The organism is Shinella sp. JR1-6, assembly GCF_004284735.1.
Lineage (GTDB): Bacteria > Pseudomonadota > Alphaproteobacteria > Rhizobiales > Rhizobiaceae > Shinella.
In genome coordinates this window covers 13,803-39,017 of record NZ_SHMI01000023.1, presented here as the reverse complement: position 1 = coordinate 39,017, position 25,215 = coordinate 13,803, and the positions used below count along the sequence as shown (strand labels likewise).

Annotated in this window: 25 protein-coding genes; 23 read left to right on the top strand and 2 right to left on the bottom strand. The window is 56.2% G+C overall.

Annotation, left to right across the window (positions count from 1 at the left end):
- The first annotated feature begins 58 nt into the window (after positions 1 to 58).
- Positions 59 to 1,030: a helix-turn-helix domain-containing protein gene (locus EXZ48_RS27080; RefSeq protein WP_130519756.1), complete on the top strand. Its 972-nt coding sequence runs from the start codon at positions 59 to 61 to the stop codon at positions 1,028 to 1,030.
- Between the two features lie 121 nt (positions 1,031 to 1,151).
- Here the strand turns inward: EXZ48_RS27080 and EXZ48_RS27075 are convergent, their stop codons facing one another.
- Entirely contained in the window at positions 1,152 to 1,406 is a 255-nt protein-coding gene (locus EXZ48_RS27075; protein ID WP_130519754.1) for a hypothetical protein, read from the bottom strand.
- Between EXZ48_RS27075 and EXZ48_RS27070 the strand changes: the two genes are divergently transcribed.
- The 22 genes from EXZ48_RS27070 to EXZ48_RS26965 all read left to right on the top strand — a co-directional run bounded on the left by EXZ48_RS27070 (position 1,405) and on the right by EXZ48_RS26965 (position 24,550).
- Positions 1,405 to 2,052 carry a hypothetical protein gene (locus EXZ48_RS27070; RefSeq protein WP_130519752.1) on the top strand — a complete coding sequence of 216 codons (648 nt, stop codon included), beginning with the start codon at positions 1,405 to 1,407 and terminating at the stop codon, positions 2,050 to 2,052. The two genes, EXZ48_RS27075 and EXZ48_RS27070, sit on opposite strands and share 2 nt — an antisense overlap.
- A gap of 12 nt (positions 2,053 to 2,064) precedes the next feature.
- Positions 2,065 to 2,820 carry a hypothetical protein gene (locus tag EXZ48_RS27065; RefSeq protein WP_130519750.1) on the top strand — a complete coding sequence of 252 codons (756 nt, stop codon included), beginning with the start codon at positions 2,065 to 2,067 and terminating at the stop codon, positions 2,818 to 2,820.
- A complete protein-coding gene (locus EXZ48_RS27060; RefSeq protein ID WP_130519748.1) occupies positions 2,817 to 3,830 on the top strand; it encodes a hypothetical protein in 1,014 nt (337 codons plus the stop codon). Before EXZ48_RS27065 ends, EXZ48_RS27060 begins: the two co-directional genes overlap by 4 nt.
- 10 nt (positions 3,831 to 3,840) lie before the next feature.
- A complete protein-coding gene (locus tag EXZ48_RS27055) occupies positions 3,841 to 4,842 on the top strand; it encodes a hypothetical protein (protein ID WP_130519745.1) in 1,002 nt (333 codons plus the stop codon).
- Positions 4,839 to 5,264, top strand: a complete 426-nt coding sequence (locus EXZ48_RS27050) for a hypothetical protein (RefSeq protein ID WP_130519743.1) — start codon at positions 4,839 to 4,841, stop codon at positions 5,262 to 5,264. Before EXZ48_RS27055 ends, EXZ48_RS27050 begins: the two co-directional genes overlap by 4 nt.
- A complete protein-coding gene (locus EXZ48_RS27045) occupies positions 5,254 to 5,937 on the top strand; it encodes a hypothetical protein (RefSeq protein ID WP_130519741.1) in 684 nt (227 codons plus the stop codon). The genes EXZ48_RS27050 and EXZ48_RS27045 overlap by 11 nt, the downstream gene beginning before the upstream one ends.
- Positions 5,938 to 5,943: 6 nt before the next feature.
- On the top strand, positions 5,944 to 7,443 hold the full coding sequence (locus EXZ48_RS27040; protein ID WP_130519739.1) for a hypothetical protein: 1,500 nt from the start codon (positions 5,944 to 5,946) through the stop codon (positions 7,441 to 7,443).
- A gap of 17 nt (positions 7,444 to 7,460) precedes the next feature.
- Positions 7,461 to 9,839 (top strand): DotA/TraY family protein, encoded by a 2,379-nt coding sequence (locus EXZ48_RS27035; protein WP_130519737.1) that lies wholly within the window; start codon positions 7,461 to 7,463, stop codon positions 9,837 to 9,839.
- Positions 9,840 to 9,843: 4 nt separating this feature from the next.
- A complete protein-coding gene (locus tag EXZ48_RS27030; protein WP_130519735.1) occupies positions 9,844 to 12,453 on the top strand; it encodes a hypothetical protein in 2,610 nt (869 codons plus the stop codon).
- Between the two features lie 101 nt (positions 12,454 to 12,554).
- Positions 12,555 to 12,830 carry a hypothetical protein gene (locus tag EXZ48_RS27025; RefSeq protein WP_130519733.1) on the top strand — a complete coding sequence of 92 codons (276 nt, stop codon included), beginning with the start codon at positions 12,555 to 12,557 and terminating at the stop codon, positions 12,828 to 12,830.
- Positions 12,831 to 12,922: 92 nt separating this feature from the next.
- Positions 12,923 to 13,258 carry a hypothetical protein gene (locus tag EXZ48_RS27020; protein ID WP_130519731.1) on the top strand — a complete coding sequence of 112 codons (336 nt, stop codon included), beginning with the start codon at positions 12,923 to 12,925 and terminating at the stop codon, positions 13,256 to 13,258.
- Between the two features lie 171 nt (positions 13,259 to 13,429).
- Positions 13,430 to 14,389 carry a hypothetical protein gene (locus EXZ48_RS35280; RefSeq protein WP_207900515.1) on the top strand — a complete coding sequence of 320 codons (960 nt, stop codon included), beginning with the start codon at positions 13,430 to 13,432 and terminating at the stop codon, positions 14,387 to 14,389.
- 9 nt (positions 14,390 to 14,398) lie between these two features.
- Positions 14,399 to 14,680, top strand: a complete 282-nt coding sequence (locus EXZ48_RS27010) for a hypothetical protein (RefSeq protein WP_130519729.1) — start codon at positions 14,399 to 14,401, stop codon at positions 14,678 to 14,680.
- Positions 14,641 to 15,348: a DotI/IcmL/TraM family protein gene (locus EXZ48_RS27005; RefSeq protein ID WP_164057009.1), complete on the top strand. Its 708-nt coding sequence runs from the start codon at positions 14,641 to 14,643 to the stop codon at positions 15,346 to 15,348. Before EXZ48_RS27010 ends, EXZ48_RS27005 begins: the two co-directional genes overlap by 40 nt.
- Positions 15,345 to 15,959 (top strand): DotI/IcmL family type IV secretion protein, encoded by a 615-nt coding sequence (locus tag EXZ48_RS27000; protein ID WP_130519725.1) that lies wholly within the window; start codon positions 15,345 to 15,347, stop codon positions 15,957 to 15,959. The genes EXZ48_RS27005 and EXZ48_RS27000 overlap by 4 nt, the downstream gene beginning before the upstream one ends.
- 11 nt (positions 15,960 to 15,970) lie before the next feature.
- Positions 15,971 to 17,074, top strand: coding sequence for a DotH/IcmK family type IV secretion protein (locus EXZ48_RS26995; RefSeq protein ID WP_164057010.1), 1,104 nt, complete (start codon positions 15,971 to 15,973; stop codon positions 17,072 to 17,074).
- A 12-nt stretch (positions 17,075 to 17,086) separates the two neighbouring features.
- Entirely contained in the window at positions 17,087 to 18,259 is a 1,173-nt protein-coding gene (locus tag EXZ48_RS26990; protein ID WP_130519722.1) for a DotG/IcmE/VirB10 family protein, read from the top strand.
- Positions 18,260 to 18,277: 18 nt separating this feature from the next.
- Positions 18,278 to 18,556 carry a hypothetical protein gene (locus EXZ48_RS26985; RefSeq protein ID WP_130519720.1) on the top strand — a complete coding sequence of 93 codons (279 nt, stop codon included), beginning with the start codon at positions 18,278 to 18,280 and terminating at the stop codon, positions 18,554 to 18,556.
- 43 nt (positions 18,557 to 18,599) lie between these two features.
- Entirely contained in the window at positions 18,600 to 20,747 is a 2,148-nt protein-coding gene (locus tag EXZ48_RS26980) for a hypothetical protein (RefSeq protein ID WP_130519718.1), read from the top strand.
- A gap of 6 nt (positions 20,748 to 20,753) precedes the next feature.
- On the top strand, positions 20,754 to 21,026 hold the full coding sequence (locus EXZ48_RS26975) for a hypothetical protein (protein ID WP_130519715.1): 273 nt from the start codon (positions 20,754 to 20,756) through the stop codon (positions 21,024 to 21,026).
- Entirely contained in the window at positions 21,023 to 24,010 is a 2,988-nt protein-coding gene (locus EXZ48_RS26970) for a hypothetical protein (RefSeq protein WP_130519713.1), read from the top strand. Before EXZ48_RS26975 ends, EXZ48_RS26970 begins: the two co-directional genes overlap by 4 nt.
- Before the next feature lie 120 nt (positions 24,011 to 24,130).
- Complete coding sequence (locus EXZ48_RS26965; protein ID WP_130519711.1) at positions 24,131 to 24,550, top strand: hypothetical protein; 420 nt, start codon at positions 24,131 to 24,133, stop codon at positions 24,548 to 24,550.
- Between the two features lie 68 nt (positions 24,551 to 24,618).
- On the opposite strand, the gene EXZ48_RS26960 is transcribed toward EXZ48_RS26965, so the two are convergent.
- Positions 24,619 to 25,200: a recombinase family protein gene (locus EXZ48_RS26960; RefSeq protein WP_109614887.1), complete on the bottom strand. Its 582-nt coding sequence runs from the start codon at positions 25,198 to 25,200 to the stop codon at positions 24,619 to 24,621.
- Positions 25,201 to 25,215: the final 15 nt, after the last annotated feature.

Here is a 25,215-nt window from a genome sequence, read left to right as displayed (position 1 = left end):
ATGCAAGTCTTTTTGTCTTTTTTTCTCGGCGTTTCCGGCTAACCGGAAAGAGAGAAAGATGAGTGCTTCAGCGTTGGCGACGTGCCAACTCAGCGAACGAACAATCCTATCTAACGTCAAAAATACATGGTCACATTCGGCGTTGGATAGTTGCATCAAGGCTGTCATCGGTGCGCACGCTCGCGGGCTACTGGATGATGAGTTTGTGGAGTCTGTCTACGGCGCGGTGAATGAGCGTCGGGCGGAACTCTCGGCGGGCCGGAGAGCGCGACCGGTAAAATGGGGCACACCCTTGGCCATCCATTCGAGGCTTACCTTGGAGGAACGGCGTGCGCAGGCGAGAACTCGTAACATCAGTGCGGGTTGGTTCTCAGCGAAGCTCGAAAAGAGCGGGGCAAACGTAGCCGAGATCTATGCGAAGCTTCCTCGTGCCAGTTTTCGAGCGGTATTGCACACGATCTGCGAGCTTAGCGCCCTCGCGCGCGGGCGATGTGACGCTTCCATTGCGACAATAGCTAAAAAGGCGGGGTGCAGCCGATCATCAGTCGAGCAGGCTTTGGCTCATCTGAAATCGAGCGGTTTCATCGTGGTTGAGAGCGGGAAGACGTTGGGTGTAACGTCGATTATACGGCCCGCTCAGGCTTGCTTGATCAAGGTCGTGAACTGGTGCCGCGCTCGACTTGAGCGAATGCAAAAAAAGGACCGGTCTGACCGCCCGGTTTCCGCTGCAAGGGGTACACAAAATACTAGGCAGAAATCAGAATCTTATTTTTTAAATAAAAGATCGAAGACAACAGAGCCGCGCAGAGAAGGTGGGCGGGCCATTGGAGCCGTAGCATTTCCAGCAAGCGGATCGATTTATTTCAGCCATTGGCGTGATCTGGTTAGGGAGCATTCGACAGGCGTCACCCCTGATGCAGATATTGTGGCGAATGCCTTCCGAAAGTTCTGCTCCGAGAAAAATATCCCCCTTGATGCTCCGAAAATCGAAGAGCGGTTTATCAAAATCGTCCAAAGGTTCCGTATTTAGCGTTTTTCCTGCCGACAGGCCGTTCTTATTCAACTCTGCGGGATTGCTCTCAATGCGGCCTGCGGGGGGTTGGATATTGCCGCATTATGCAGTAAATCTTTTTTTGATTTCACAGTGAAATTCAGAGGTCGAGCGAGTGCCAGAGAACGCAAACCCCGATAGCGGAACTCAACTGGCGGTAAATCCGCTGAAAGGTGCCGTCCTCGTTGACCTGTACAAGCCGCTCGCGGTCGAGGATCGCACCGGCCAAGGTTTCGAGAAGACGGCGGCATATGGTGCCGATCATCTCGCGGCGGTTTTGTCCGTCAGAAATTTGAGAATTGCTTTGGCGGCTCTTGCCGCGTGGGAAAGAGGCTAACAGGAGAGAGACGGACATGCGTGCCACAACGAAGGCGACGTTTGCAGGGTTGGCAGTTTCGGCGGCGATTTTTGCGGCCTCACCGGCTTCCGCTCAAGGTGCGGGTGGATGCGGGATCACTCAAGCGGCCGATGCAGCGGTTCAGAGACAGATAGCGCTTCTCGATGCAGCGAAAGTGGATAGCTCCGAGTTTTTTAACGGGGCCAATAGCTGCCTTGGCTCAAACCTGCTCGATTCCCTCGATCTCTCGAACCTGATCCCCACAAGCTTCGATTTCTTGGGCGGGGCGGCGGATCAGTTGATCAATGGTTTGATCCAGAAAGCTCAGCAGCAAGTTTGCCAAGTGCTCAATGACCAACTGCAGAAGGTGGTGGGGAAGATCAACAACAATATGTACCAGTTCGATTCCGTCATGGGAGGACAGATGAATGAGCTGCTTGGCGGTTCAGGGAATAGCGTAACAGAGCTGAAGCTTCCGAGTATTCCTGGCATCGGAAAGTATGACTTCACGCTGGCGTCAATGAGCACCGGCAACGGCATCGACCAGCCGATCATGACCCCGCCTGCCGTGCAGGCTGGAAACAACACGGTGGGTAATGGAACGCAGCCCACCGGCAATACCGGAAACACGAGCAACCCGTTCGGAAATCTCTTCCAGCAGTAAAGGGGATATCCGATGCGAAAAGCAGCAACCGCACTGGTGATTGGCATCGCTTTCGCTGGCACGACGATGCCGGGCGCTGCCAATGCAACGATCATGGAATGGGCGACTAGTTTCGAGCGCTTCATGGCTGGCCTGAAAACGGTTGACCGGCAAGTCTCCAGCTCAGCATCCCAAACACAGCACGTGATCAAGAAATCGGAAGAGGCGGCGGTGAATGCGGAACTTGCGCAAGAGCAGGCGCTCCGTATGGCCGACATCAAAAACCGATATTCGTATGAAACTGGTCAAGGTGAGACATCCTGCGCTGTTGTGGATGCAAGGTCGGGTCTCTCAGGTGTCGATAATTCCGAAAAGAAGATGCTGACCGCTTTCCGGTCATCTGATCAGAAATACCTGAGCAGCGGCGGAAACGCGGCCGCGACAATCAAGAACTCGCTTCTTAAGAGGATCGGACATTACTGCACCGATCAGGAGCGTGCGGCCCTCGGCCCGACATACTGCCAATCGACCGTTCGAAGCGAGCGCAACGCCGGGGATTCGAATGCAGCGCCGTTTCTCGTGAATAGAAATTATGGCGGCGCTGAAGTCGTGACGGCTGCGGACTACATTGATGTCCTCGCCCCACTGCCGACGATCAAGCCTAATGCTGAAGTTGTAGGGGATCGTCTGGAATTGATGAATGCCCGTATGCGCGGCGCGGCGCTTTCAGCGTCCCGTTCGACAATGATGGGCGTGGCGGTGTCGGGTATGGGAGGCGATATGCAATGACCGTTATTTCGAAGAAAAAGGCGGCGTTTTATCTCGCTGCGATTACGATGGCGGGGATTTCGTCCCCTGCGTTTGCCGTGACATGTGCTGTTGAGGCGCATGTAATCCAGCGGACGCTACAGCTCGATACTGCTGTGACGACGCAGATCGTGAAATCGAAGACGTTGCTCATCACGGAAGAGATGCGCCAACGCCAGCTTCTGTTGGCAGCGCTGAAGGTCCTGACGAAACAGGAATCGGGATCGGGTCAGCAAACCTCTACCGTGGTAAAGAAATCTGCTGAAGCGGCAGCAAGCGCAAATGTTGCGCAGAGGCAGGCGTATCAAATTGCCGATGCGAAAGAGCGCTATGGCGTCACGGGCTATGACAGTTGCGGTTTGCAGACAAAGAGCCAGTCTTTCTATGCTGCAAACATGGCAATGGCCGGGAAAGCCGCGTCCTATCGTAATGGCACCTATTTCAAGCCGGGCCAATATGGGTCCCCGAAGGATTGGGCGTCATTGGCGCAAAGCGGCTCGAACTTTGATGCCGAAGCTATATTCAGCGGCAACAGCTCGGCGGCGGCAGAGTATATCAATTTCGTTGCCGGACCCCCGATTGAGAAGCAAGCCGGTGGCGGTGTGGCAGGCGATTTGCAGACCTTCGAAAAGAACAGGAACGATGTTCGTCGTTCGGTCGTGGTGAACGTTTTGTCGTCCATCGCTGCCGAAAATGAGCCGGGTGGCCCGAGAGAAAAGCTGGCCGAGCTGATGAAGCATTGGACAGGTGACGATGGTGGGGTGAAGTGGGCGCAGGCCAGCGCCGACAAGCCGCTGAGAGCCACGCTGCTCGACGCTGTTCGGATTGAAGCCGCAAACATCGCTCTGATGGCTTTTCAGGTCAAAGACAATGCGAGAACGGAACTGGCGCTGTCTTCCTATGCCCTGTCTCGGGTTAACCGAGCTGTGTTCAACGGCAACGAGGGCGTTGTCTCTGTAGGCGCTGGCCAGCGCCGCGCCGGTCTTCAATAGGAGCTGTCCGATGAAAAAGCATAAGCGTTTTGTTCTCGGTTCAGTTGTTCTCGGCGGTAGCATGCTGCTTGGCGCTAATTCGGCCGCTGCGGCATGGTGTGCGATTAGCACTGGATGGATTGCCACCCACGAGCAAGTCGAAAAGCATCTGATCCAAGAAACGCAGATTTTGGAAAATGATGTCGCCAAAGCTGGCTCCGAGACGCTGGAACAGGTCCTCGCAGCGCTCAAGGTGCTCAACCGGCAAACTTCCGGCGAAGGGCAAAGGTTGCAGCAGGCCACCAAGAAGAGCCAAGAGGCTTACGCAAATACCGTAACTGAGCAGATGCGGCGCGAGCGTTTGGTCGCGATCAAGGAAAACTACTCGTATGAGACAGGGCAAGGACCCAATGCATGCGCCCAAGTGGCGTTTTTGCAGAAGGTGACGGGCGCTATTGATGGCACCGGTAGCTCAACCTCGCGTGTTTACAAGCAGATCGACGTATCGCCGGGATCTGTTCCGAGTGTCGCGCAGCAGGCGGCTGACCGGCGAGATCCGCGCTCGACGGACGCCTCGTTGTTGCTCGATGTAAATGCCTCGGAAGAGGATAAGCGAAAAGTAATCCAGCAGCTCGCTGGTTTTGCGGTGGAGAAGCCCACGGGTAATGAGACAGGCACTGTTGGAGGTGAATTCTCGATGCTGCGTGCGCGCGAGGCAGAGGCTTGGCGCTCGCCTGCGCTAGTTTCGTTGGCTGCGGTCGCGGCGATGTCGAATAAGGCCAGCGGGGACGGAGATGGGGCGGGGAGCGTCCTTCAGGCCATGGATGCCTTGATAGACAACTATGGCGGTGGTCCCGCCTATCAAAAATGGACCAATGCTCTTCAGATGCAGTCAGAGCGTGGCCTGATGATCGAACTTAACCGCTTGCGGGCACTTTCGATGCGCCTCCGCACCTACCATTCGGAGTCAGAGGCTCGCAAGGCCGCGGTCGTTGCAGGAATGCTCGCAGCAGAGGCACAGGGATCGAATTGACAGGAAATAAGCCAGCCGAACGCGCAGATCACAACGATAGCCACGAGATAGCGACAGTAGACGTTGATGTGGCTGTCCCGGATAGCGACGGCTATTTCGATGATCAGGATTTCGAGGTCGGCGATGGCGACATCGAAATTACCTATGAGGTAGATGATCCCTCGCGCCCCTCGGCTGCACGGGACATCTACGTTTCAGAGCTGGCAACGGCGGCGAAGCACGAAGAGGCTCGACGCAAATCTGATGTGCAGCTCAATCCAGACAGGATGAAGGCGGCGATCAATGAGGCGTTAGGTCGGATCAGCCGAATGCCGAAGATGCTCTATGCCGCCAAGCAGATTCAGGAAGCCGTGGAGAGGCTGGCTGACGAGCGACTTGCATCGAGCGGATCGAAACATGCGGAGAGCGACTATGACGGTTGATGCGTATTCGAGTGTGGAAGATGACGACGATGCTCCGAGCGCTGCAATGATCGAGAAGCAGGCGAAAGATCAGGTCGGGTTCTCGGATGAGGATGAGATCGGGGAATTCGAGCGATCGGAGCGCGAAACGTCGTTCGAGCAGCCTTCTGTTGCCGCCACGCCGAAGCAAGAGGCTTCGCCGCAGGTGAAAAGGCTGTCAGTTGAGGAATCTACCTCACTGAACATCACCCTCAAGAATGCTGCATATGCAGCGGAAAAAGAGGCGTTCATCGATGGTGAGCCGGGCGGCATGCCAATCGGCGAGTATATTGCGCGAATTGGCTGTGACGCTATTCCTCCCGGCCGCAGCGTCCTTTGGTTCAAAGGTGATGGGCCGGATTCGGGACTCTGGCTTTTCGTTATAGCCCCGAAACCGAAGGGGGCAGTGCAGCCAGGTTATCGGGTCACTCTGGCCTTCGGCAAAGAAAAGGCCGGTGAGATTCAGATGGAGGCGTGTGCCTTGTTGCAGGCACAGGACAAGAACGGCGAGAAGCTGAAGTTCGATAAATGTTGCCTCGTCAAGCACGATGGAACGAAGTTTGCCCCGGCAGGCGTCATAAACGAGCAGGAATTGGTCGGGCGCGTTAGCGACATAGGATTTGGGATCAACCCGTTCAGCTTCGATGAAAGGTGAGGAGAGATGGACCAGAACGCGAAAAAGTGGTTCGATTTCGGCCCCGGCATCTCGCTTTCCTTGAGGCAGAGCGGGGGCCGCTATCTTCTCCGATTGGAGCTAGCGCATAAGCCTAGCCCTGCGGCTGTTGAGAAGGCATACGAAGGCAGATGGGCGATGATCCAGAGCGGTAACGATGGCCGCCCAGCGATCTATGAGCATATGAACGATGTGCGCTCGCTAAATGATGTCGTGACCCGGCTGGAAGCATTCTTTGACAAGGGGCGCATTATGGGGGCACTGAGCGTTACAGCACGGGCGCCAACGAACATTGCGCCTCCCGCTCGATCCTCCCGCGAGGTCACAGATGCGGTGCTGAACGCTTTTGCGGCCGACGCGCCGGTTCCCCTCTTGCAGCATATAAACCGTTCAATCCAGCATGCATATGCGGTGATGGGTGCAAGAGCCGCTGCCGCCAAGCAACTGCCATTTGAGGGGGACGCGTTCGGGGTTTATGACCGCTTAGTAGCCAAGGTTGGTCCTTTACGCGCGGCCGAGACATGGGGAACGGTTCTGCTAGCTGTCTCTACCGGTCGGCATGGATGGCAAGAGAAGCTCGATAGCCTGATGGAATGGGATGCGGGTGGGCGCGAGGCGCAGATCGCGGCCGACACGTCAATCAAGGCAATGGTGGAAGCCATTGCGCGCGAGGTTTCGGTTATCAATGCCACCGGTCTTGCGGAGGTTGATCTTGCCTCATCGCTGCGCGGGCGGCTCGTGGAGGCTGCGGGCGAACGGATTAGTTATCGTGCCTATGATGGAGCGAAATTCCAGCCGAAGGGTGCGCCCGATCTCGGCCCGAACACCTTTACCGTCCAACAGGGATTGTCGCTCGATCTTGCCACTGACGCCAAGGCACGTATTACTCAAGCGCTGTCGGCAGCGGCGAAAGCCTTTGGAATGCCGAGAGATCGCCTTTTCGGCGATGAAACCGTGAAGTTTTTCTTTGCCCCTGATATGGGCCGGGCCGGTGGCTTGGACCGTGGATCGGCAACGCTTTATCGAGCCAACGAAGATATTCAGCTTCACGCAATTCACATTGTGCCGACGCGGCCCGGTGCCCTGATTCACGAGATCGGTCACCAGATACACAATGTTGGCGATAAAGACTTTATCTTGGAAAAGGTTCGCTCCCATAAATTCGCGCAATCCACCAGAAGGATTGTCTCGGCGCTGGAAGAAAAGGGCCTTATCTCTCCGCAGTATGCGGCGTACCTGACCGAACCAGCAGAGATATTTGCGCGGGCATTTGAGGCCCACGTGGCGGCTACGCAATCAATGGAACAGATGGGGGGATCGCTTTCAAGCGTCGGTTCCCCAAGTTTGACGCCTACTGGCGACGAGCTTGCTACCTTCATGTCGAATATGAGGGCCGTGGTGCAGGCAAGTAGGTCTGACCTTGATAGCAAGACACGAGCGCGCCCGGCTGAGCCTAGAAATGCGGCCACACCACGTATGAGTATTTAACGTCTTAGGGGGACACAATGGCTGAGCGGCCGGATATTACAGAGCTTTTCACTCCCGAAGATTATAGTGCGGGCCTCGTATTCCTTCGGCGAATTCTTGGCTGCACGTTCGATTACCTATGGGTGCCGGGTGGTCAAGCGGCTCCGTCTGGCGGTAGCTGCGATAACACCAACGATATTCTGGCGCAGCTCGTCACAACATTGAATTGGGCGATGCTGGCTGTCATCGCTGTCGTTGCCACCTACCTCATATTCGCGGCCCTTAAAGATACGGCAAATGATGGCGAGGCCGGTGGTCGTTCAATGAACCCAAGCTGGACGCTTGTTTTAGCCGGTTTGGGCGCGATCCTCTGCTTCCCGGCCTTCAACGGATACAGCGCGTTGCAAATAGGCACGATGCAGGTGGCCGTATGGTCGTCTGGCCTCGGGGACTCGATGTGGCGCATCGCTGGCGATAAAATGGCAAGTGCCAATGCCGTCAACAAGACGTTCACGAACCTGAATGAGAGCGGCTGGTGGAGTGACGGGGGGGATGGCACCGAATCTGATCTGCGGACTGCTATAACCCAAGCGTTGCAGGCGCGGGTGGGCGGCGAGCTTTGCAAACGTTCGCTGAATAAAAGTCTTGCCAGTATGGCAACGACGAACGGCCAGATTACTCCTGTTTCGGGGGCAGAGGTACGAGACACCCAAGAAGGATTTGCGCAACGGAGCATCTACTTCAAAGCTCCTGCTTCGCTGAATGACAGCATTGGGCTTTGCGGCGGCGTTACGGCTACCTATTCCATTGAAAAATCGGTGCCGAACGCTCAGGCGAACGCGAACGCTGATCCTTCCAACATGGCCATCCAGAACCAGATCGCCAGCACAATCAGCAAATATGCTGCCCGAACAGGTAAGGCCGGTGCCGATGCAATCCTCTCGTCGCTCGATACCGAAGCGCAGAGGTTGACTGACATACTGTACCCTGCAGATGGCATGCGGAAGCGCGGCCCGGCAGAAGTGGACGCTATTGGGCAGTCTATCTCGACGGTTGTGGCGGCGGCTAAGCAAGCCATCAACACTCAGTTTCAGCAATCTGAACCGGAGCTGCGCCAGACAACTGCGCAGGCAATGTCTGCTTCTAATCGAAACGGCTGGTTCTATGCGGTCCTCTACCAGCGTATTCTCGTGAATGCGACCTCTGCCCGCGACGGCATCCGCAAGGGGATATCCGTTTCTGCTACTCCTGCCTCGCGCGATCTGGCGGCAGCTTGGGGCTGCGTGGTCTCCAGCTCGTGGGCCTTCTGGAAATCAACGTGTTCAAATGAACTGGAAGTCTTCTTCAAGCAGTATTCGTCGGACATGGCCAACCTCGATCAGATGTCGGGCACATTCTTGAACAACGCAAACCGAGATAGCGGATTGGGGACGAACTCGTCTGATATCGCGGCTATTCGCGGTGCGGGTATGGGTTGGGGCCGTCTGACCGATTGGGTGCTCGGCATGATGGGCCAGAACAATGAAGGCAACTCTCTGAACGGAGAAGGTTGGGCCGATCCTATCCCGCAACTGCAAACGACGGGCGGTGCGATGCTCGGTGCCGGCGGCGCTCTCGTCGCTGCTGCCAAAGCTGGTGAAATTGCGTCGGAATCGGCGGTGGGGATGGTGAACCCACTGGCGTATATCGGAGGAAAGCTGCTTGAAATGGTGGGTCCCCTCGGCTGGCTATTGGTCGCCATCGGCTTTCTGCTGGCTGTGGTCGTGCCGTACATGCCGCTGATCTACTTCTTTCTCGCCGCACTCTCGTGGTTGATCTTGGCGGTACAGACGATCATCACAGCGCCGTTCTGGCTGATGCAAATGTTCTACCCAAACCGGCAAGGTGGTTTGCAGGGGACGAGCATCGCGCGAGCGTTGATGGTGCTGCTGGCATTGCTGGTGCGCCCGGCTCTCATCATCATCGGACTTATCTTCTGCATGATGCTCATGCGCGTGGGGCTGGATTTCCTCAACATCCTCACACGAAACGCATATGCGGCCATGGCTTATGCTGGACCGGTCAGCGCCGGGGGGCAGTTGGGCAATATCGCGTTGGCAATCGGCGGGTTCATGATCTACGCCTCGGCGGCGGTAGCGCTGGTTTCCATCTGCTGCGGCCTGATCGACGGCGTTGGGGATGCCGTGATGGATGGCGTCGAGGCAGGTATGAGCCGGTTCCTCGGATCGCAAGCGCAGCGCGGCGAAGGGATGCTTGGAAATCCTGCTGCTGCGGCAGCATCGCAGATTGCCATCGGCGGGCGTGGGTCGTTGGCCGGAACTGGCAGTCAGATTGCCCGGATGCGGAACCAGCCTCGCGGGGGCCTTGGCAACGGAGGGAGCAATCCGCCCCGTCGCCTTGGTGGCACAGGGAAGTAGTTGAATGGCGAAGCGCACGAGAGAGTTTGAAGGCGTCGAGCATACAGACGTTGTTCGCTTATCCTCCCGGCGCGAAAGGAGGAAAAGCCTCACCGAATGGGTGAAGGATTGCCACAACGATCCCGCTGACGTTCTCAAGCCCTATTTTGGCTTGGCTGTCATAGCTCTGCTCTTGTCTTGGGCACCATTCTGGCCGGAACTTCTGGCGATTGGCGCGGTATTCCTCGCTCTGTCACAGGGGAGCTATGCCCGTAAGTTGTGGGATGCCCCTTACCGGGTTCCGATGGACCTCGGCAAAAAGGGCTTCAAAGACAAGTCTACAGGCGACGTTGGCGCTGGCGTCATTTACCACGGAGTAGGCCGGGGGGCGTACTCTGGTCAGGAGGTGTGGTCTGCCGCGAAAGACATCCAGACCCACAGAATGGTTCTTGGCGGCACCGGTTCCGGTAAGTCCGAAGAGATATTTGGACTTGTGTTCAATGCCCTTTGCCTGAACAGCGGTGCGATTATGGTTGACGGTAAGGCATCGGCCGATACCCTCAACTCACTGAAGAAAATCACCCGCCTTTTCGGTAGGGATGAGGACTTTCTCACCCTCAACTTCATGATGGGCGCGAAGGATTTTTACGGCCATTCCGAAGTCAAGTTGACCAACACTTTCAACCCCTTTTCGATGGGGTCATCTGACCAGAAAAGCACGCTGATGGAAACATTCATTCCGCCAGCAGAAGGATCGAACAGCGTGTTCGCGCAGCGAGCTATGCAGCTCAACAAGGCGCTTCCCCGGCCTCTGACTTTCCTTCAAGAGCGGGGATATGTTGACTACAATCCGCGACTGCTGACAGAGTTTTTCCAGCTTAATAACGTTGAAAACCTCGTATGGTTTGGCCGCTTCAGGGACAAGCACGGCCGCGTAGTCAGCCTGCCGGATGAAGGCAAGCATGAAGATTTTCTTCGGTTGAAGCAGGCTTGCCAGAGCTTGGAGCAGGTTCTTCTCGATCTGCCGGGCTATAGCCAGGTCATGCCGAAAGAGCCGCCTCCCATGATCGACGCCAACGATACGAAGATTGCGATGGCGCTCCTGTCTGGCGAAAACGAGGTCGAAGCGCTCTCCCGAGAAATGATAGAAAGCTATCGAAAGCTCGCGGGAGGCACGGGCGGCGGCGATCAGAACCAAGCGAACGAAACTTCTCGTGCCGAGGTGTACCGACAGTGGGGTTACATGACGATGAGCCTGTCGGAACCCGCTGCGATGCTGACCTATTCCTTCGGGCATGTGTTTAACGCGCAGGTCGGTGAAATCAACATGAGCGACGTTTTCCTGAACCGTCGCATAGTGTTTGTAATGATCCCCTCGCTCGAAAAAGCTCCACCAAGCACAGCGGCTCTTGGAAAGATCACGGTTGCGGCTGTGAAACAGGTTCTCGGCAACCTGCTCCATAAGCCGCTTGAGGGCGACCGCCGCAGTATTGTGGACGCATCACCTAGCAAATCGAACATGCCCTATCCGCTCATTTTCGATGAGTACGGATATTATGTTGTCGAGGGATTTTCTGTCGCCGCTGCGCAAGCCCGCTCTTTTGGGGTTTCATGCACGTTCGGTATGCAGACGCCCGACTCTCTCGAAAAAGCCTCCCCGCAGGAAGCCCAAGAGACGCTTCAGAATACCACGTTGAGGCATATTGGCCGTTTCGTCGGGGGCGAAGACAGCAACACATTTAAGCTGATCCGGGGGTGGGGATCCAAAGTGATGACCCCTGTTTCGAGAGGGATGAAGGTTGATCAGCGCGCTGCCTTCAAGACCACCCGTTTGAGTGATGAGGTCAGTTACGAAGAAGAGGACGTGATCAAATATGCCGACATCGCAGGGCAGCAAGACGGCCAATTCCATTTGATCGTAGGCACGCAGACGCGGGAAGGTCGGATTCGACGTGGTGAGAGCCGGACGATCCGCTATACCGCTTTCTATACCGGTGGGGTCCCTGAAGTCACAGAATGGCGGCTAAACCATTTTGTGCCGGTAAAATCTCGTGATCCTGAATCGATAGAAGCAATTCGCAAGCGTGATCGCCAAGAGAAGATGCTTGAGGAGCTGAGCGCGGAAGGCATCAAAGAGTGGTCATTTACGCAGGCTGATCCGACGAGGCGATATCTCGACCATAAGGATCGTGACGGCATTGCGGTTCTGCTCCGTGATATTCTTACGACGCTTTCAAGTGTGATCCGCGATGAGCGGTTTAGAAGGAGCAAGCCAAAGGCTGATACGCCTATCGAGGTTGTGGCTGAAACCCTGAAAAATATGCTGGAAAGCGGCATCGTTTCGCAGGGGCAGCTCGATGCTGCAATTGTCGAAAGCCTCGCCGCGCTAGACAGCAGCAGCGGCGCTATCTCGGTAAACCGCGAGATCGACCAATTGGAGGATGCGCTGAAGGCGCGCTACGCGGATAGCATTTCCAGCGCAGGGTTGTCGGCAACGGATAGCGAGCTGGCAATGGCGGCGTTTGGTGTCTTGATTGACCAGCCTTTGCGTGTGGCAAGGCGTACAGCTCTTCGCAACAATTCCATTCGAGCGGCGACTTTGAATACAGGGGCGCTTTTGGCTGCTGCTGAGTGAGGACTTTAACTCGTGAGCGACCTAAAATCCTTGATATGATTGGGGATTTGACATATATTTAGAAACGGAAATTAATGTCGAATTTTTTGCAGGAGGTTAAGGTGTTGGAATTCTTCGGAAAAAAACCAAAGCCCCAGATGCGTGCTGCGGATGTTCGCGACCTCTATAATGCAAGCCTCTTTAATGGCCTGACGCTTGTAGAAGGAAATGCAACGGCAGAAGGTACGTTGACGAACCTCCTGATCCAAGGCGAATGCGCAAGGCTTACTCTGGTCGATCTGCTGGAGGAAACCCGTGCTCTTCACGAGACGCAAAAGGCGCTTCTGGAAGAGATGAGAGCCGCCCGACTGGCGAATGACTCTCGGAACGCCGCATAAAATAATTCTGCAACTTGCGAGAGACGGAAGGCACCTGCCATATAGGCCGGTGCCTTTTTTATTTGGGGTGGAATCATTGGACAGGAGAGGACATGCAAATGAAACGAATAGCTATTTTGATTATTTGCGGACTGCTTGCTGGCTGCGGAGATAAGGGGCCGAGTCACGCGGAAATTGAAGGAGCTGTGATGAGCCGCATGGCACAGCAGTATCAGGAGGCCGTACAAGCGTATGGTGCCGCCGCCGCCGAGTGGCATGTTATCCCGCCTCAGGCTGTGAAGATCGTTTCAATCGACAATATCCGGTCTCAGGATGACGCAACCTATCTTGCCGATGTGACCCTAGAGCGCGTCAAAACGGGCGCGAAGGATACTCGGGCCTTGAGTCTGCGGATGATCGAGGGCGCTTGGCGCGTCGTCAGCCAGTAGGACAGCGGCGCGAGGTCTCGTGAAGCGAGACACATTTACAACTGCCCGGAAATGTTTGATAGAAAAATTGATTCTAAAATCGTTGTCGTTTAAGGTGGCGACGGTTGATTTGTAGATGGCTTTCGCTCGATGGCGAAAACCGGTTTATCGGGTTCTAACAACGGGATTGTCATGGCTGAGACCACGTCATCGAAGGAAAGCGTTTCGGGAACGCAGAAGATTATCATTCAGGGAATTTGGGCTACGGCATTCGTTGGCGTAGCCTGCTTGGGGGTCTTTGTTTTACCGAAGCAGTTTGCGCCGCAGAGCGCACCGCCCATGATGAACGGCTACCAGCCTCAGCCGGGCCAATATCCGCAGCAATCGCAGGGCCAGTATCCGCAGTTTCCGGGGCAGCAGCCGGGCTTCTATCCGCAGCCGGGTCAGTATCCACAGCAACCTCAGTATCAGGCGCAACAATTCCCGTTGCAGCAGCCTTACCAGCCTCCGCAGGTCCAATACCAGCAGCAGCCGGTACAGCAGCAACCGGTGCAGCAAACTCAGCAGACGCAGCAGGCTCAGCCGAACGCCATCGCATCGGCGCAACCCATTACCCGGCAAGGGGTCGATTCCGGGTATGAAATTGCCGACCTGAATGTAGCAAACCAATTGCTGACCGGCCTAGCCTCACTGGCGAGCATTTCCGACACGCCTGCCGGTCAGCAGGCGAGCGAGAAGAACACCATTGTCATGTTCTTCGATCCTCGGTGCCCGTATTGCCAAGCAGCTCATAAGGCGTTGTCAGGCAAGTACCCGATCCGTTTTGTGCCGGTGAGCGTGCTCGGCGATCAGGCCACACAGCTTGATGCGTTGCCGGGCATTCGGGGTGTCCTGAAACAACAGGATAAGGTCAAGGCGCTTCACAATCTGATGGCACAGCAGACGCAAGGTCTCGACATGTCGCCGGATGCCAACCTCGACAAAGAGGTCAACCAGAACTTCGAGGTTTGGCTGACGCTGGCGGCAAATCTGCCTGATCGTGCTCCAGCAGTACCGCTTTTCGTGGTGCCGAAAGCTTCTGGCAAAGTCGCCGTTCTCAAGGGGTGGGACAATTCCATGATGCCGGTTGTCGATGCTCTCCTGAAGGAATGAGGGTCGCCAATGGGGCTTTTCGATAAGAAGAAGAAATTCAGTGAGGTAAGGGTGCCAAAGTTCGCTTTGGCTACTCTTCCCGATCCGGTCGCGCCTTCTATCGCGCGTGAACAGATTATCGCCAAGCAGCAACAGCTTACGATCTTATGGACGGCGCTGATCGTGGGGACGCTCGCAGTGCTGTTATTCGGATATGTTTTACAGGCAAATGCGGTGACTGAACCTTACGTCGCCGATGGCGGGGTTTTTGGTTGCCCGGTGCCGATTTTGCAGGGGAATACGGCGCGGTGAAGTCGAAAGAGGCTATTTTAGAAGACAATGCAGCGATGGCCGCGATCTTGCGGAACATGCGCGTTTTCACGCTGCTTTTGGCAGTTGCCGTTGTTCTGATCTATGTTCATCTGGCGCAAATTCTTTATGCGCGGTTCGTAAAATTCCCGGCAACTGCCTTCTTGGGCACGACTGATGCTCAGTCAGTGTGTGCGCCTATCGGCCTTGATGAGCCGATGGTGGCAGACGCGACCGCTCGCGACTTTGCGGTAAACGCGATCCGCATGATCCAAACCTACGATTGGACTTCTTGGCGCGACCAGATCAACAGCAGCACGTCGCTTTATATGACGCTTGAAGGCCGCAACAATTATCGTCTTTCGGTCAGCGAGTGGGGCATCATCAAGGATGTCGTCGCGAAATATCAGAACGCTACCGCAACCCAACGCGGTCCCGCAGTGATATCGAGGCAAGGGCCAACTCGACAGCCGGACGGTACGTCTCGCTATGAGTGGGAAATCGTCGTCCCAATGACGCTGATCTACCGGAACTCGCAGGATCGTCGGTCGGAAAACCGTGATTTCTATGCAACGATCGTTCGTACTCACAAATCCCCTCTTAATCCAAAGGGTATTGCGATTGGTCGCCTTGTCTCGACGCAGCCAGTCGAAGAAGGGGGGCGTCCATGAAAGGTGTCGAGATCTACCGCTTTGCGATTATAGGTCTTGGCGGTCTCTTTGGCCTTGGTGTCGTTGCGAGCTTCGCGATGACGGCCGACACCTATCTGATGAAACCTGTCACGCAATTTGTCTGGCGTGAGCAGGGCACCGGCAGCTCGTGCAACGCGACGGTCCTGAAAGAAGCTGCGATCAGTCAAGCGAGGCTTATTGATTTCGCTTCTGATGCCGCAGTCGCGGTCAATTCATACGACTACTATAATCAGGCGACGATCATCGGTTCGGCTCTGAGGCAGTATTTCACGCCTTCTGGCCAAAACTCCTATGTTCAGGAAGTGAACCGTACCGGCTCCCCTATCGCCTTTAGAGAGAACTTCGTTACGCAAACAGCTTACCGATCCGGCGTTCCGAACATCAAAGAGGTCGGCTTTTTGCAGGGACGCCGTTTTTGGCGAGTGGAAGTCCCTATCGTTCAATTTCAGCAGTCAAACGTGGACACGAGGCGGTCGGACATATTGCTGACGATGCTGATTGTTGCGCTTCGGCCCTCCGAGGCCAACCCGAACGGGATCGGGATAGACAGCATCAGCGCCACACAGAATTTCAACAAGAACGAGTCTTGATGGAGCAGGGCATGAAGATGAAGACCAAAGGGGTTCCGGTAGCGCTGCTACTCTCCGTCATGATGGGAGGCGCGGCTGTCGCGCAAGAACAGCAACAGCAGGACATCAATGCGCCGGTTGGTGAGCAAGGGATACCTCGGCAGGACCCCGGCCAGTATCAGCAGCAGCCAGGTACGCAGACCTATTCGCAGCAACCGAACCTTCCAGCCCGCGAACTCACGCGGGAAGAGTTGGACAAAATCAGGCAAGGGATGGTGGATCGGACCGAAGGCATGATCCTCAAGCCCAACGAGGTCGGCCGCATCAGGGACGCCACGCTAGGTTCTCAGAGTGCTGCTGTCCGGCCGACTTACTCGACCGATCCATACCCGAGCGCATTGCCTCGGGTTGTGAACGCCGCAAAGACACCAATGCAGACGCCTCCCACGGTGCGGATGGCCTTTGGTCTTACGACTCCTGTCACCTTCGTTGACAGCGATGGCTATCCGTGGCCGGTGGCGAACGTAACGTATAACCCGCAGATGCTGGCGCAGGATGGGGCAGGATGCGGAAACGCTACAGGCGCTCAGGCGAGCGAAGCCGGTGAGCGGCCTACCACGATCAACCTTACTCCCTGCTATTTCGAGGTGTTTGGCAACATCAACGTGGCGCTTGATAAGTGGCCATATCCCATCGTGTTGTTGACGCAATCCGGCTTCCGGCCGCAGGGCGGTCAGAAGGTGAGTATCGACATGCCTTTGACTGTCGTGATCGAGGGGCGGTCTCCGCTCGCTGAAAAAGTGAGGCCGGTTTCTCTGAAGGGGCGGAATGCGCCGAGCGGCAGGAATGTCGCCAGAAGGCCGGTGCCGCAGAGCGACTTGGCAACCTATATCATCGGTAGGATACCGGCCGGGGCAAGGTCAGTAGCCTTGGAGGGTGCGCCTGATCTACGTGGCTATACCACGCCTAACGGTGATCTGGTCGTCGTCGGTCATGTTGAAATGCTCACTCCGCAGTTCGCGCAAAAGGTCCCCACACCGGATGGGGAGACGGCCTATAGGTTCAATGGGCTACCTTATCGCGTGCTTTTCTCCGACAGATCGGGCGTGGAGCGCCCCGCAACGGTTCGATACTAAGAGGGGTTGACCATGAATAAGCTCGTTATTGGCGCAGCAGGGGCATTGGTCGTTGCTATCGGAGCCGGGGCCTTCATGCTTTCGGGGCAAACGGCACCTGACCGTGGCGCTGGCACAGCCAGCAATCTTCCGAATGGCCAAAATGTGCCGCGAAACGATCAAATGACGCCGGTTGATACAAACGAGGCCAACAGGCGCGCTACCGTCAACAATGAGGACGCGCAGCAAGCTCGCCAAGGCGGAAGGGATTATCAAGCTCCTACCGTGATTACCGGGGTAGGCCCGGCTGACAAGGGCGAAGAACCTGTTGTTCCGCCAGAGAAGAAGGCCGAGCCGGAAGAGCGCGTCATCAAGGAGACCACGGAAAGAACCGTCTATGTGACGCAGGTTCCGGTGCAGCAGCCCGTATCGGATCAGGCCGCTAGAGCAGCCATTCAGGCACAGATCGATGCGCTTGCTCGTGGTGGCAACGGGAATGGGGGGAATGCGCCCCGCGTTCAGATGGCAACGCAAAAATACAAAGCACCGGAAGTCAAGGAAGAGAAACAGGCAGGGCCAGTAGCAAAGCCGCAGCCCAAAATGGTGATGCTGGCCCGCACTGGCGATGTTATTTTCGCGCGTCTGGATCGGGCTTTCAATTCCGACGATCCGGGCGCTCCGATTATCGTGTCGCTCGATGACGTGATCTACGACCCGGCTAGAGGCACGCGTAATGGGCCGTTGACGGGCATGCGCCTCGTGGGCCAGATCAGCTACTCCGACAATCAGGCGGCGATCTCCTTCAATCAGATCGTCACCAACACAGGTGCTCAATTTCCGGTGACGGCAATTGCCGTGTCGGAAACGCAGGCCCGCACCGGAATTGCAGCAGACGTAGATAAACACACGTTGCAGCGATACAGCGGGCTGTTTCTGTCTTCTATCCTGCAAGGCGTCGGTCAGGTCGGCCAGCAGCTCGTCCAGAATAACAGGACCGTTGCGGTTAGCGATGGTGTCATCGTATCTGGCCGGGAGCCTGTGAACTATGGACAGGCAGCTCTCGCCGCATTGCAGCCGCTTGGCCAGAACCTTTCACAAGCCGCAGCCAGCAATTTCAGCCGCCCCCCTACGATGTCGGCTCCGGCCGGGATGGGCTTGGGCGTCGTCTTCTTGGCGCCAGTGGTGATCCCGCAAGGGGTGCGATAAACCCGTGGGAGGGCCGAGATGAACCCAAATAACCAGAACCTAGAGACCATGGGGCAATCGTTTTATGAGTTTCTGGCATCAGCCGGAAACTTGATCCCCGTGATCTTTGCCCTTCTGAGCTTGGTCATTTGCCTGAAAACCGGCGTCAATATCTGGCTGATGGTTCAGAGCGAAAATGACGGTTTCACCGGCCACGGTGAGCAAACCGTGTACGGCCAAGTGATTGCCTTTGTCTTTGGTGCCCTGCTTGGGATTTCTGCTGTCGTCACCTACGCGCTTTCCAGCATGTGGGGATAGCCTTTCCGGCTATCGGTAACTTGTGCGTTTTGGAGGTCTGCCCATGGCGTTAGAGCCAGAAAACCGGGAAGAGGTCGAACGAGGAAAGCATGTTCTTGCCGAACTAGCATCGGCAAGGTCGCATGTCACAGAACCGGCGCTCAACGCAACCACGAGGGATGAAGCGGTCATTAAGCTTCACGACGCCGTTGTCGCCGCGAAGGCGGAGGCGAGATCCGGCAATCGCTATGTGCTCGATCATGCGAAGCGATATCCCACGGAATACGGTTTCCTTGACGATGGATTTGACGAGGAAAGTGAGGTTCGCGCGTATGAGCGGGCCGTTGAGGCTTTTGGCGAACAGAATGTAGCCGTGGTCAACGGCATTCTGGAAGAAATCGATTCCCTTTATCAGTCGTCTACCGACATCGAGCGTCCTGAACCGTCTTACGACGCTGAGACAGGCTCGTACATGTACAATGCTGATGGGGAAGATCAGGGATGGCGGGAGAGTGCTCGCGCTGACATCGAGCGTAGAGTTGATGCGGCTTGGCAGCGGCTGATGGCACTTCACGATGACGGTAACGGATATGTCGAGCAGGCCGCTCAGAGCAATGCGGAGCTTTTCGCTCGCATGGTTGAACGGAAGGCTGCGATGGAAGATGCGCGGCAGAATGTGCCCGGCAGTTGGGAAAATCCGATCCAGATCGGCCACAGCATCGAGCAGCAACTGAGGTACGCGGCGAGCGGCGAGGCCCGACCCCAATCTACCGTCGAAGGAGATGCCATGAAAAATCCAGAACCCGTTCCGGGCAGTTGGGAAAACCCGATCCAGATCGGCCATAGCATCGAGCTACAGCAGACCTATGCGGCCAGCAAAAGCCTCGAACCTTCGCGGGAACGCCGGGTAATTCACGACGCCAAGCCCGATTCAGTCGAGATGTTCCGCGAGCTTTATCAGGATGTGGTTCGGACGGGCGATAGTTTTCCAATTGGAGCGCTTGAGCGCCATGCAGAGGGCCGATTGCAGCAGACCTATGCCGCACTGGTGCTGATCGAGAACGCAAGGGCTGCTGGTATCATACCAGAGAATTCGAAATTCGTTGCGACCGGCGCAAAGGTGCAAGACAAACGCGCCAGTAAGGCATATCCGGCCGCGCACAGGCTCCCGGCCGATCTATCGATTCAAGCTTCTGATGGCTCTCTTCGCCGACTGACGGATCATCTGACTGTCGATCTTGATCGCATATGGGTCGATAAAAACATTTTTGCTCCCACAGACCGCATTCATCGTCTTGCGAACGTCGCCGATCAGTGGGTGGAAGACGGTGGCATGAAGACAGCCTTCGTCAACGCTGCAAATGCCGTTTCGAGCGGCAAGCTGACGGCAGAGGAAGCGCTGGAAGATATCGTGCAGCCGGGTTATGCCGCCGCTCATGCGCGAGCGCTCGAAAAGGTCGAACGCAATTTCACGCTCATCGAGCGGCAAGCACTCTCGCAGAGGATCGTAGATCAGCACGGCCAGCCTTATCGGAAGGTGCCAGAGCCTACGGTCCTGAAAATCAAAGGCTTGGAGGAACGCGCTGCCGCGAAAGATGTGATGGAGCGCACGCTTAAAGCCTATAGCCGCATGGAAGAGCTTTCGCCGTCCCTCCGGATGAAGAGTAATCTGGCGGTGAATGGCATCATCGACAATGAAATTCGGCTCCGAGAGCATGGACCCAATTCCCGTCGCGCACTTGCTCCGGGTGAGGCGATGGTTGAAGCCCGCCGTGCCGCTGGTGAGGCCAATACGGCCCTTACGAAACAGATGGATGAGATCATCCAGCTTGGAAATAAGGCGTCTGCTGCTGCTGCCGCAGCCTCCGATCCGTCTCGACCCATGGAAGCCCGAATGCGGGCAATGGGCGATGCTGGCGCTTATGGCGAGGCAATGAAAACCGCATGGGCCAAGTTGCAGAACGAGACCGGCCCGCAAGTTGTCAAAGGGTTATCTGAACGTCTTGAACGGTGTGGACCGCACGCGGGAGGGCATCTGGCGGCTGTTAGATCGCGCCTCGCCTCGCCTCCAAAAGAGGTTCTGCAGGCGGCAAACCAGATTGAAGACGCACAGGAGAAACTACAGCGCGCCAACCGTAGCCAGGTCGATTTCGGACAGCAGAATTCGGTTCGCCAGTCGTTTGGCCAGAGGCCAACGCCATCGATGGAGTAACGGACCATGGCGACGAACAAAGAGCCGTCCAAGATTGCCTTTCTGCCCGAGTTGCAGGGCAGTGAGGCTATGACAGCACTGATAGACCGGGTGCGCGGGCTGGCGGCAAGCAACCAGTTTCCTAATGCTCTCAGTGCGATTGATGAATCTTTGGAACATCGAGTTCGGATCGCCGAAGGTTTCGCTTCCAGCACGTTCAACACAGATTTTGAGAATTTACCTGATGACGCCGATTTAGGCGGCTTCCTGTATCGCTTTACCCCGAGGGACCGCACATGAGCATGTTCAACCGGAATGCTGACCAGTTTTGTGATTTGAGCGGCTTCGATCCAGACACCCCGCGTCCCGTCATATTTGCACATGATGGCTCCGACATCACTCTGATCGAGATCAAGGGGATTCGCTCGATCACATCGGAAGTCGAATTTGCGGATCGTATGGTCGACATTTTTTCGGCCGAGTTGGCGCAGGTAATGAAGACGCCCGGCCATAACATGTCGATTTCATATGAATGCTCCTACAATGCCGAGAAGGTGGTTGATGAGCATCTTGACCGCGCCCGACATAATGCCGAGCTGAAACAGTTGCGGATCGATACGATCCTGCGGGAAACGCGCGATGTTATCCTGAAAAGGGCGGTCAATGAGCGGGTTATAATGGCCCTCACGTCACGGCCGGTAGCAGGGCCGCAGCGTGAAATGATGATGCAAAAAAAGGCCAACGATGAGGCCCGTAGCGAGCTGCCGGCGATGCGGTCGGCAATGGACCCCTTCATTGAGCTAAAAGGGCTGGAAGGCCCGCACATGGCCTATGTCCAGAGCGTCCTTTCGGCCTTAAGACGGTGTGGCGTCATGGCCGAGATCATGCGACCGAAGGAAGATGGATCGCGACCGGACATAGCGGCAATCAGGCAGGGCATCTTTTATCATGAGACGCCAGATGACTGGTTGCCTCACGAACCCGGCGCTGTGAAATATCCGCCGATCAAAAAAACGTTTGATAGCGATGTGTCAGACTTCTTCGCGCAGCCGCTGGCAAAGCAGATTCTCTCGTCAGCTCCTGTCGTTTCCCAAGATATGCGTCAAATTAAGTGGGGGCCGCGCACCTTTTCGGTTTGTCAGGTTCATCGCTTCCCGAAGAATCTCCGGCCGTTCAACATACTTGTTTCGCGCCTGCGGTCGGAAAAAATGCCGTACCGGGTCACTCTGCATCTGGAATCGCTTAATCACGCGGATCGGCGCTCTATCGGGCTGCGGCAGGTTGCTGCGCAGCTCTTGGGCATCTTCAATTCCACGACAAAACTTCTCGGCCAGAATCTTCAGCTCGTAACGCAGGCGCTAGGTTCGGATACAGAAGCCGTTGTGAAGGCCAATCTGGAAGCTGCGACATGGATCGAGCCGCATGAGCGGCAAGAGCTGCTTCCCACGCGCGCCTCGCGTCTTCTGGTGGATATCCAGTCTTGGGGAGATTGTTCGGTTTCGGACAGTCCCGCAAATCCGGTGCGGGTGCTCGCCGAGACTGTCGCCGGTATGAATGCCACATCGAAAGGATGGCGCGGAGTGCTTGCGCCGGTTTCCGACTTGTCGGTCATCATGCCTCTGCACCGCACAGCGCCGGTTTTCCAAGCCGGGGATAGCCTTTTCACGGGCTTGGATGGGTCCCTTCTGCCTCACAGGGCTTTCGCCCCTGAGCAGCCAGCATGGCTCACGCTTGGCAGCGCCGGTACAGGTTCGGGTAAGTCGGTCCTTTTCAACCGGATGAATTTTGATCTGATGGCCTATAGGTCAGGCAGTGAATTGCCTTTCATGATGATCGCAGACGTGGGTGTGTCATCGAGCGGCTGCATGAACTTGCTGAAGGAGCTGCTTCCGCCTGAGCGGCAGAATGAGGTTTTGTATGTTCGGCCGAAAAACACGGCCGAGTGGGCGGTTAATCCCTTCGACATTTCGCTTGGGTCACGTAGCCCCCTCGACCGCGAGAGGGTTTACCTGAAGAACTTCCTTTTGACAGCGATCCCGATGAAGGAGGATCTGCTTCCCGAGCTGATGACGCGCATTATTTCCCGCGTTTACGAGGTGAAGAGCGATCTCAGCATCGATTCACGTCCTAACCGTTGGCAGGCGAACCTTGATCCGGTTCTGAATGATGCCGCCACTGCCGCTGGTATCGTTTTGAGCGACAAAACGCGCTACTGGACGCTCGTGGACGAGTTTATGCGGCGTGGAATGCCTGAGATGGCTTCGAGGGCGCAACGCTACGCAGCGCCCCGCTTCAAGGATATTGCGACCATCATTGCAGAGCCGCAAATGAAGAAAGACTTCGGCGATGCGATGCTCGAAAAGCTGCAACGCTATCTGGAAGCGCTGGAAGCCGCCTATCCGATGTTCGCCAGCCATACCACGATGGAAACCGGCGCTGCTCGAGTCATGGCCGTCGATCTTCAAGACCTTCTGACGGTCGGCTCGCTCAATGATGAGTTGAGCCGGAAAAACACCCTGATGTTCCTCATGACGCGACAGTTGTTCATGGCAAAGATCGCTGGCGACAAAGATGACATCCGCGCCATGACCTTCCCACAAGATGAGGCCATTCGGACGCTCTATGAGGATTATTGGACACGGCAGTTCCAGACAATCGCCGAGACCCCGAAGCGCCTGATGATGGACGAATACCATCTAACCGGCACTATCGACACCATTAACGAGGTGGTCTGGCATGATTGCCGTACAGGTCGTAAGTGGAATCTTGAAGTTTGCTTGGTCAGTCAGGAGCTAGGCGATTTCCGTGGCCTCACGTCGCAGGCCACCACAATCATGATTTTGAACTCGGATTCGCAGGAAGCCCGCAGAAAGATCATTGAAGAGCTTGGCGGTACAGAAGCCATCGATAAGGCGTTGACGACATATGTGAACGGTCCTGATCCTTCGGACCCTTCGAAGGGCGCGAACGTGCTGGTGATGTATAAGCTGCGAAACGACGAGAAGCGTTGGGTGATCTTCAAGAATGCTCTCGGAGTGCGGATGCTTTGGGCACTTTCCACGAAAGCGGAGGATCGAGCCGTTCGTGATGAAATCTATCGTCGTGTCCCGCTGGATCGGGCACTCGATATCCTCGCCCGGCGCTTTCCAGAGGGAACCGCAATTTCGCGATGGAATGAGATCGCACGTTCGAAAAAGCGGAACAATGGTTCACTCGCAAAGGTGCTGGCGGATGAGGTCATGCAGTACGATGCACAATACTCGTACCAGCAAGCAGCGGAATAAGAATGTCAGCTTTGCATTTCACAACGAAAACGTTATCTGATATGTTGTGAATGCCAGTGGGTTGTAGTATTACCGAAATCGATTGTTCGCCCCCGAAACAGGGATGAAAAGGAGATGGGAATGAGCGGAGTCAGTTCGGCCATGACGGCTGTGAAGGACAAATATTATGGGGCACTTGCTACTGCGAGTGTATCCTACTTTGCGTTGACGACATGGGCGTTCGCACAGGGGGCAGACCCCAAAGCGCCGCTCGATTTCCAGAAACAGGCGCAGTCGGCCGCAGCCAGTTCTCGTCTGAACCCGGACGATGCCCAATCGGGCTTGAACAATGTTGGCTCGACGTTCCTGTACGCTGGCAGTGCGCTCTCCATCATGTTTGCGCTCTATTCGCTCTACAAGTGGTGGGATGCCGTCAACAACGAGCAGAGCCGTCACAGTGCTGGCGGATCGTTCATGGCAGCGTGTATCGCTGGCGTGATCGGCATTGTCGGCATCTTCGTCGGTTGGGTGCAGTCCGTTGCTCTCGGAGGCGGGAGCTAATCCCTCCAAAGAGGCGTCACGACACGAAAGTGGCGAATCTGTCCGACTTTTAAGAACGTATCCGGAACTCAGGTTGGTTTGACCGTGGTTGTCGTTGCTTTTTCGGCCTTGAGAGCTTCGTAGAGGGCGGTTTTCCCTATTTTCACGCGGGCCGCGGCTTCCCGGACGTTCAAACCGGCCGCCAGATGCTGGCGGGCTTTGGCAAGTTTGTCCGGGGTTACGACGACTTGTCGGCCACCGCGTCGGCCGCGTTCCTCTGCGGCTTGCAGACCGGCACGTGTTCGTTCCCGGATCAGATCGCGCTCGAACTGTGCCAGCGCGCCGAACAGGTGGAAGACCAGGCGACCGCCGGATGTCGTGGTGTCGATGTTTTCGGTGATGGATCGGAAGCCGACGCCTTTGGCCTCCAGTTCGGTGATGATCTCGATGAGGTGCTTCATCGACCGGCCGAGGCGGTCGAGCTTCCAGACTGTGAGCGTGTCGCCGTCGCGAACGTAGCGGATCGCCTCAGCCAATCCGGGGCGGTCAGTCTTCACGCCGGATGCCTTATCCTCGAACAGCCTTTCACAACCTGCTTTGCGCAAAGCGTCGAGTTGCAGGGCGGTGTCCTGCTCGCCGGTGGAGACCCTTGCATAGCCGATAGAGGTCATGAGACGTGGTTTGTC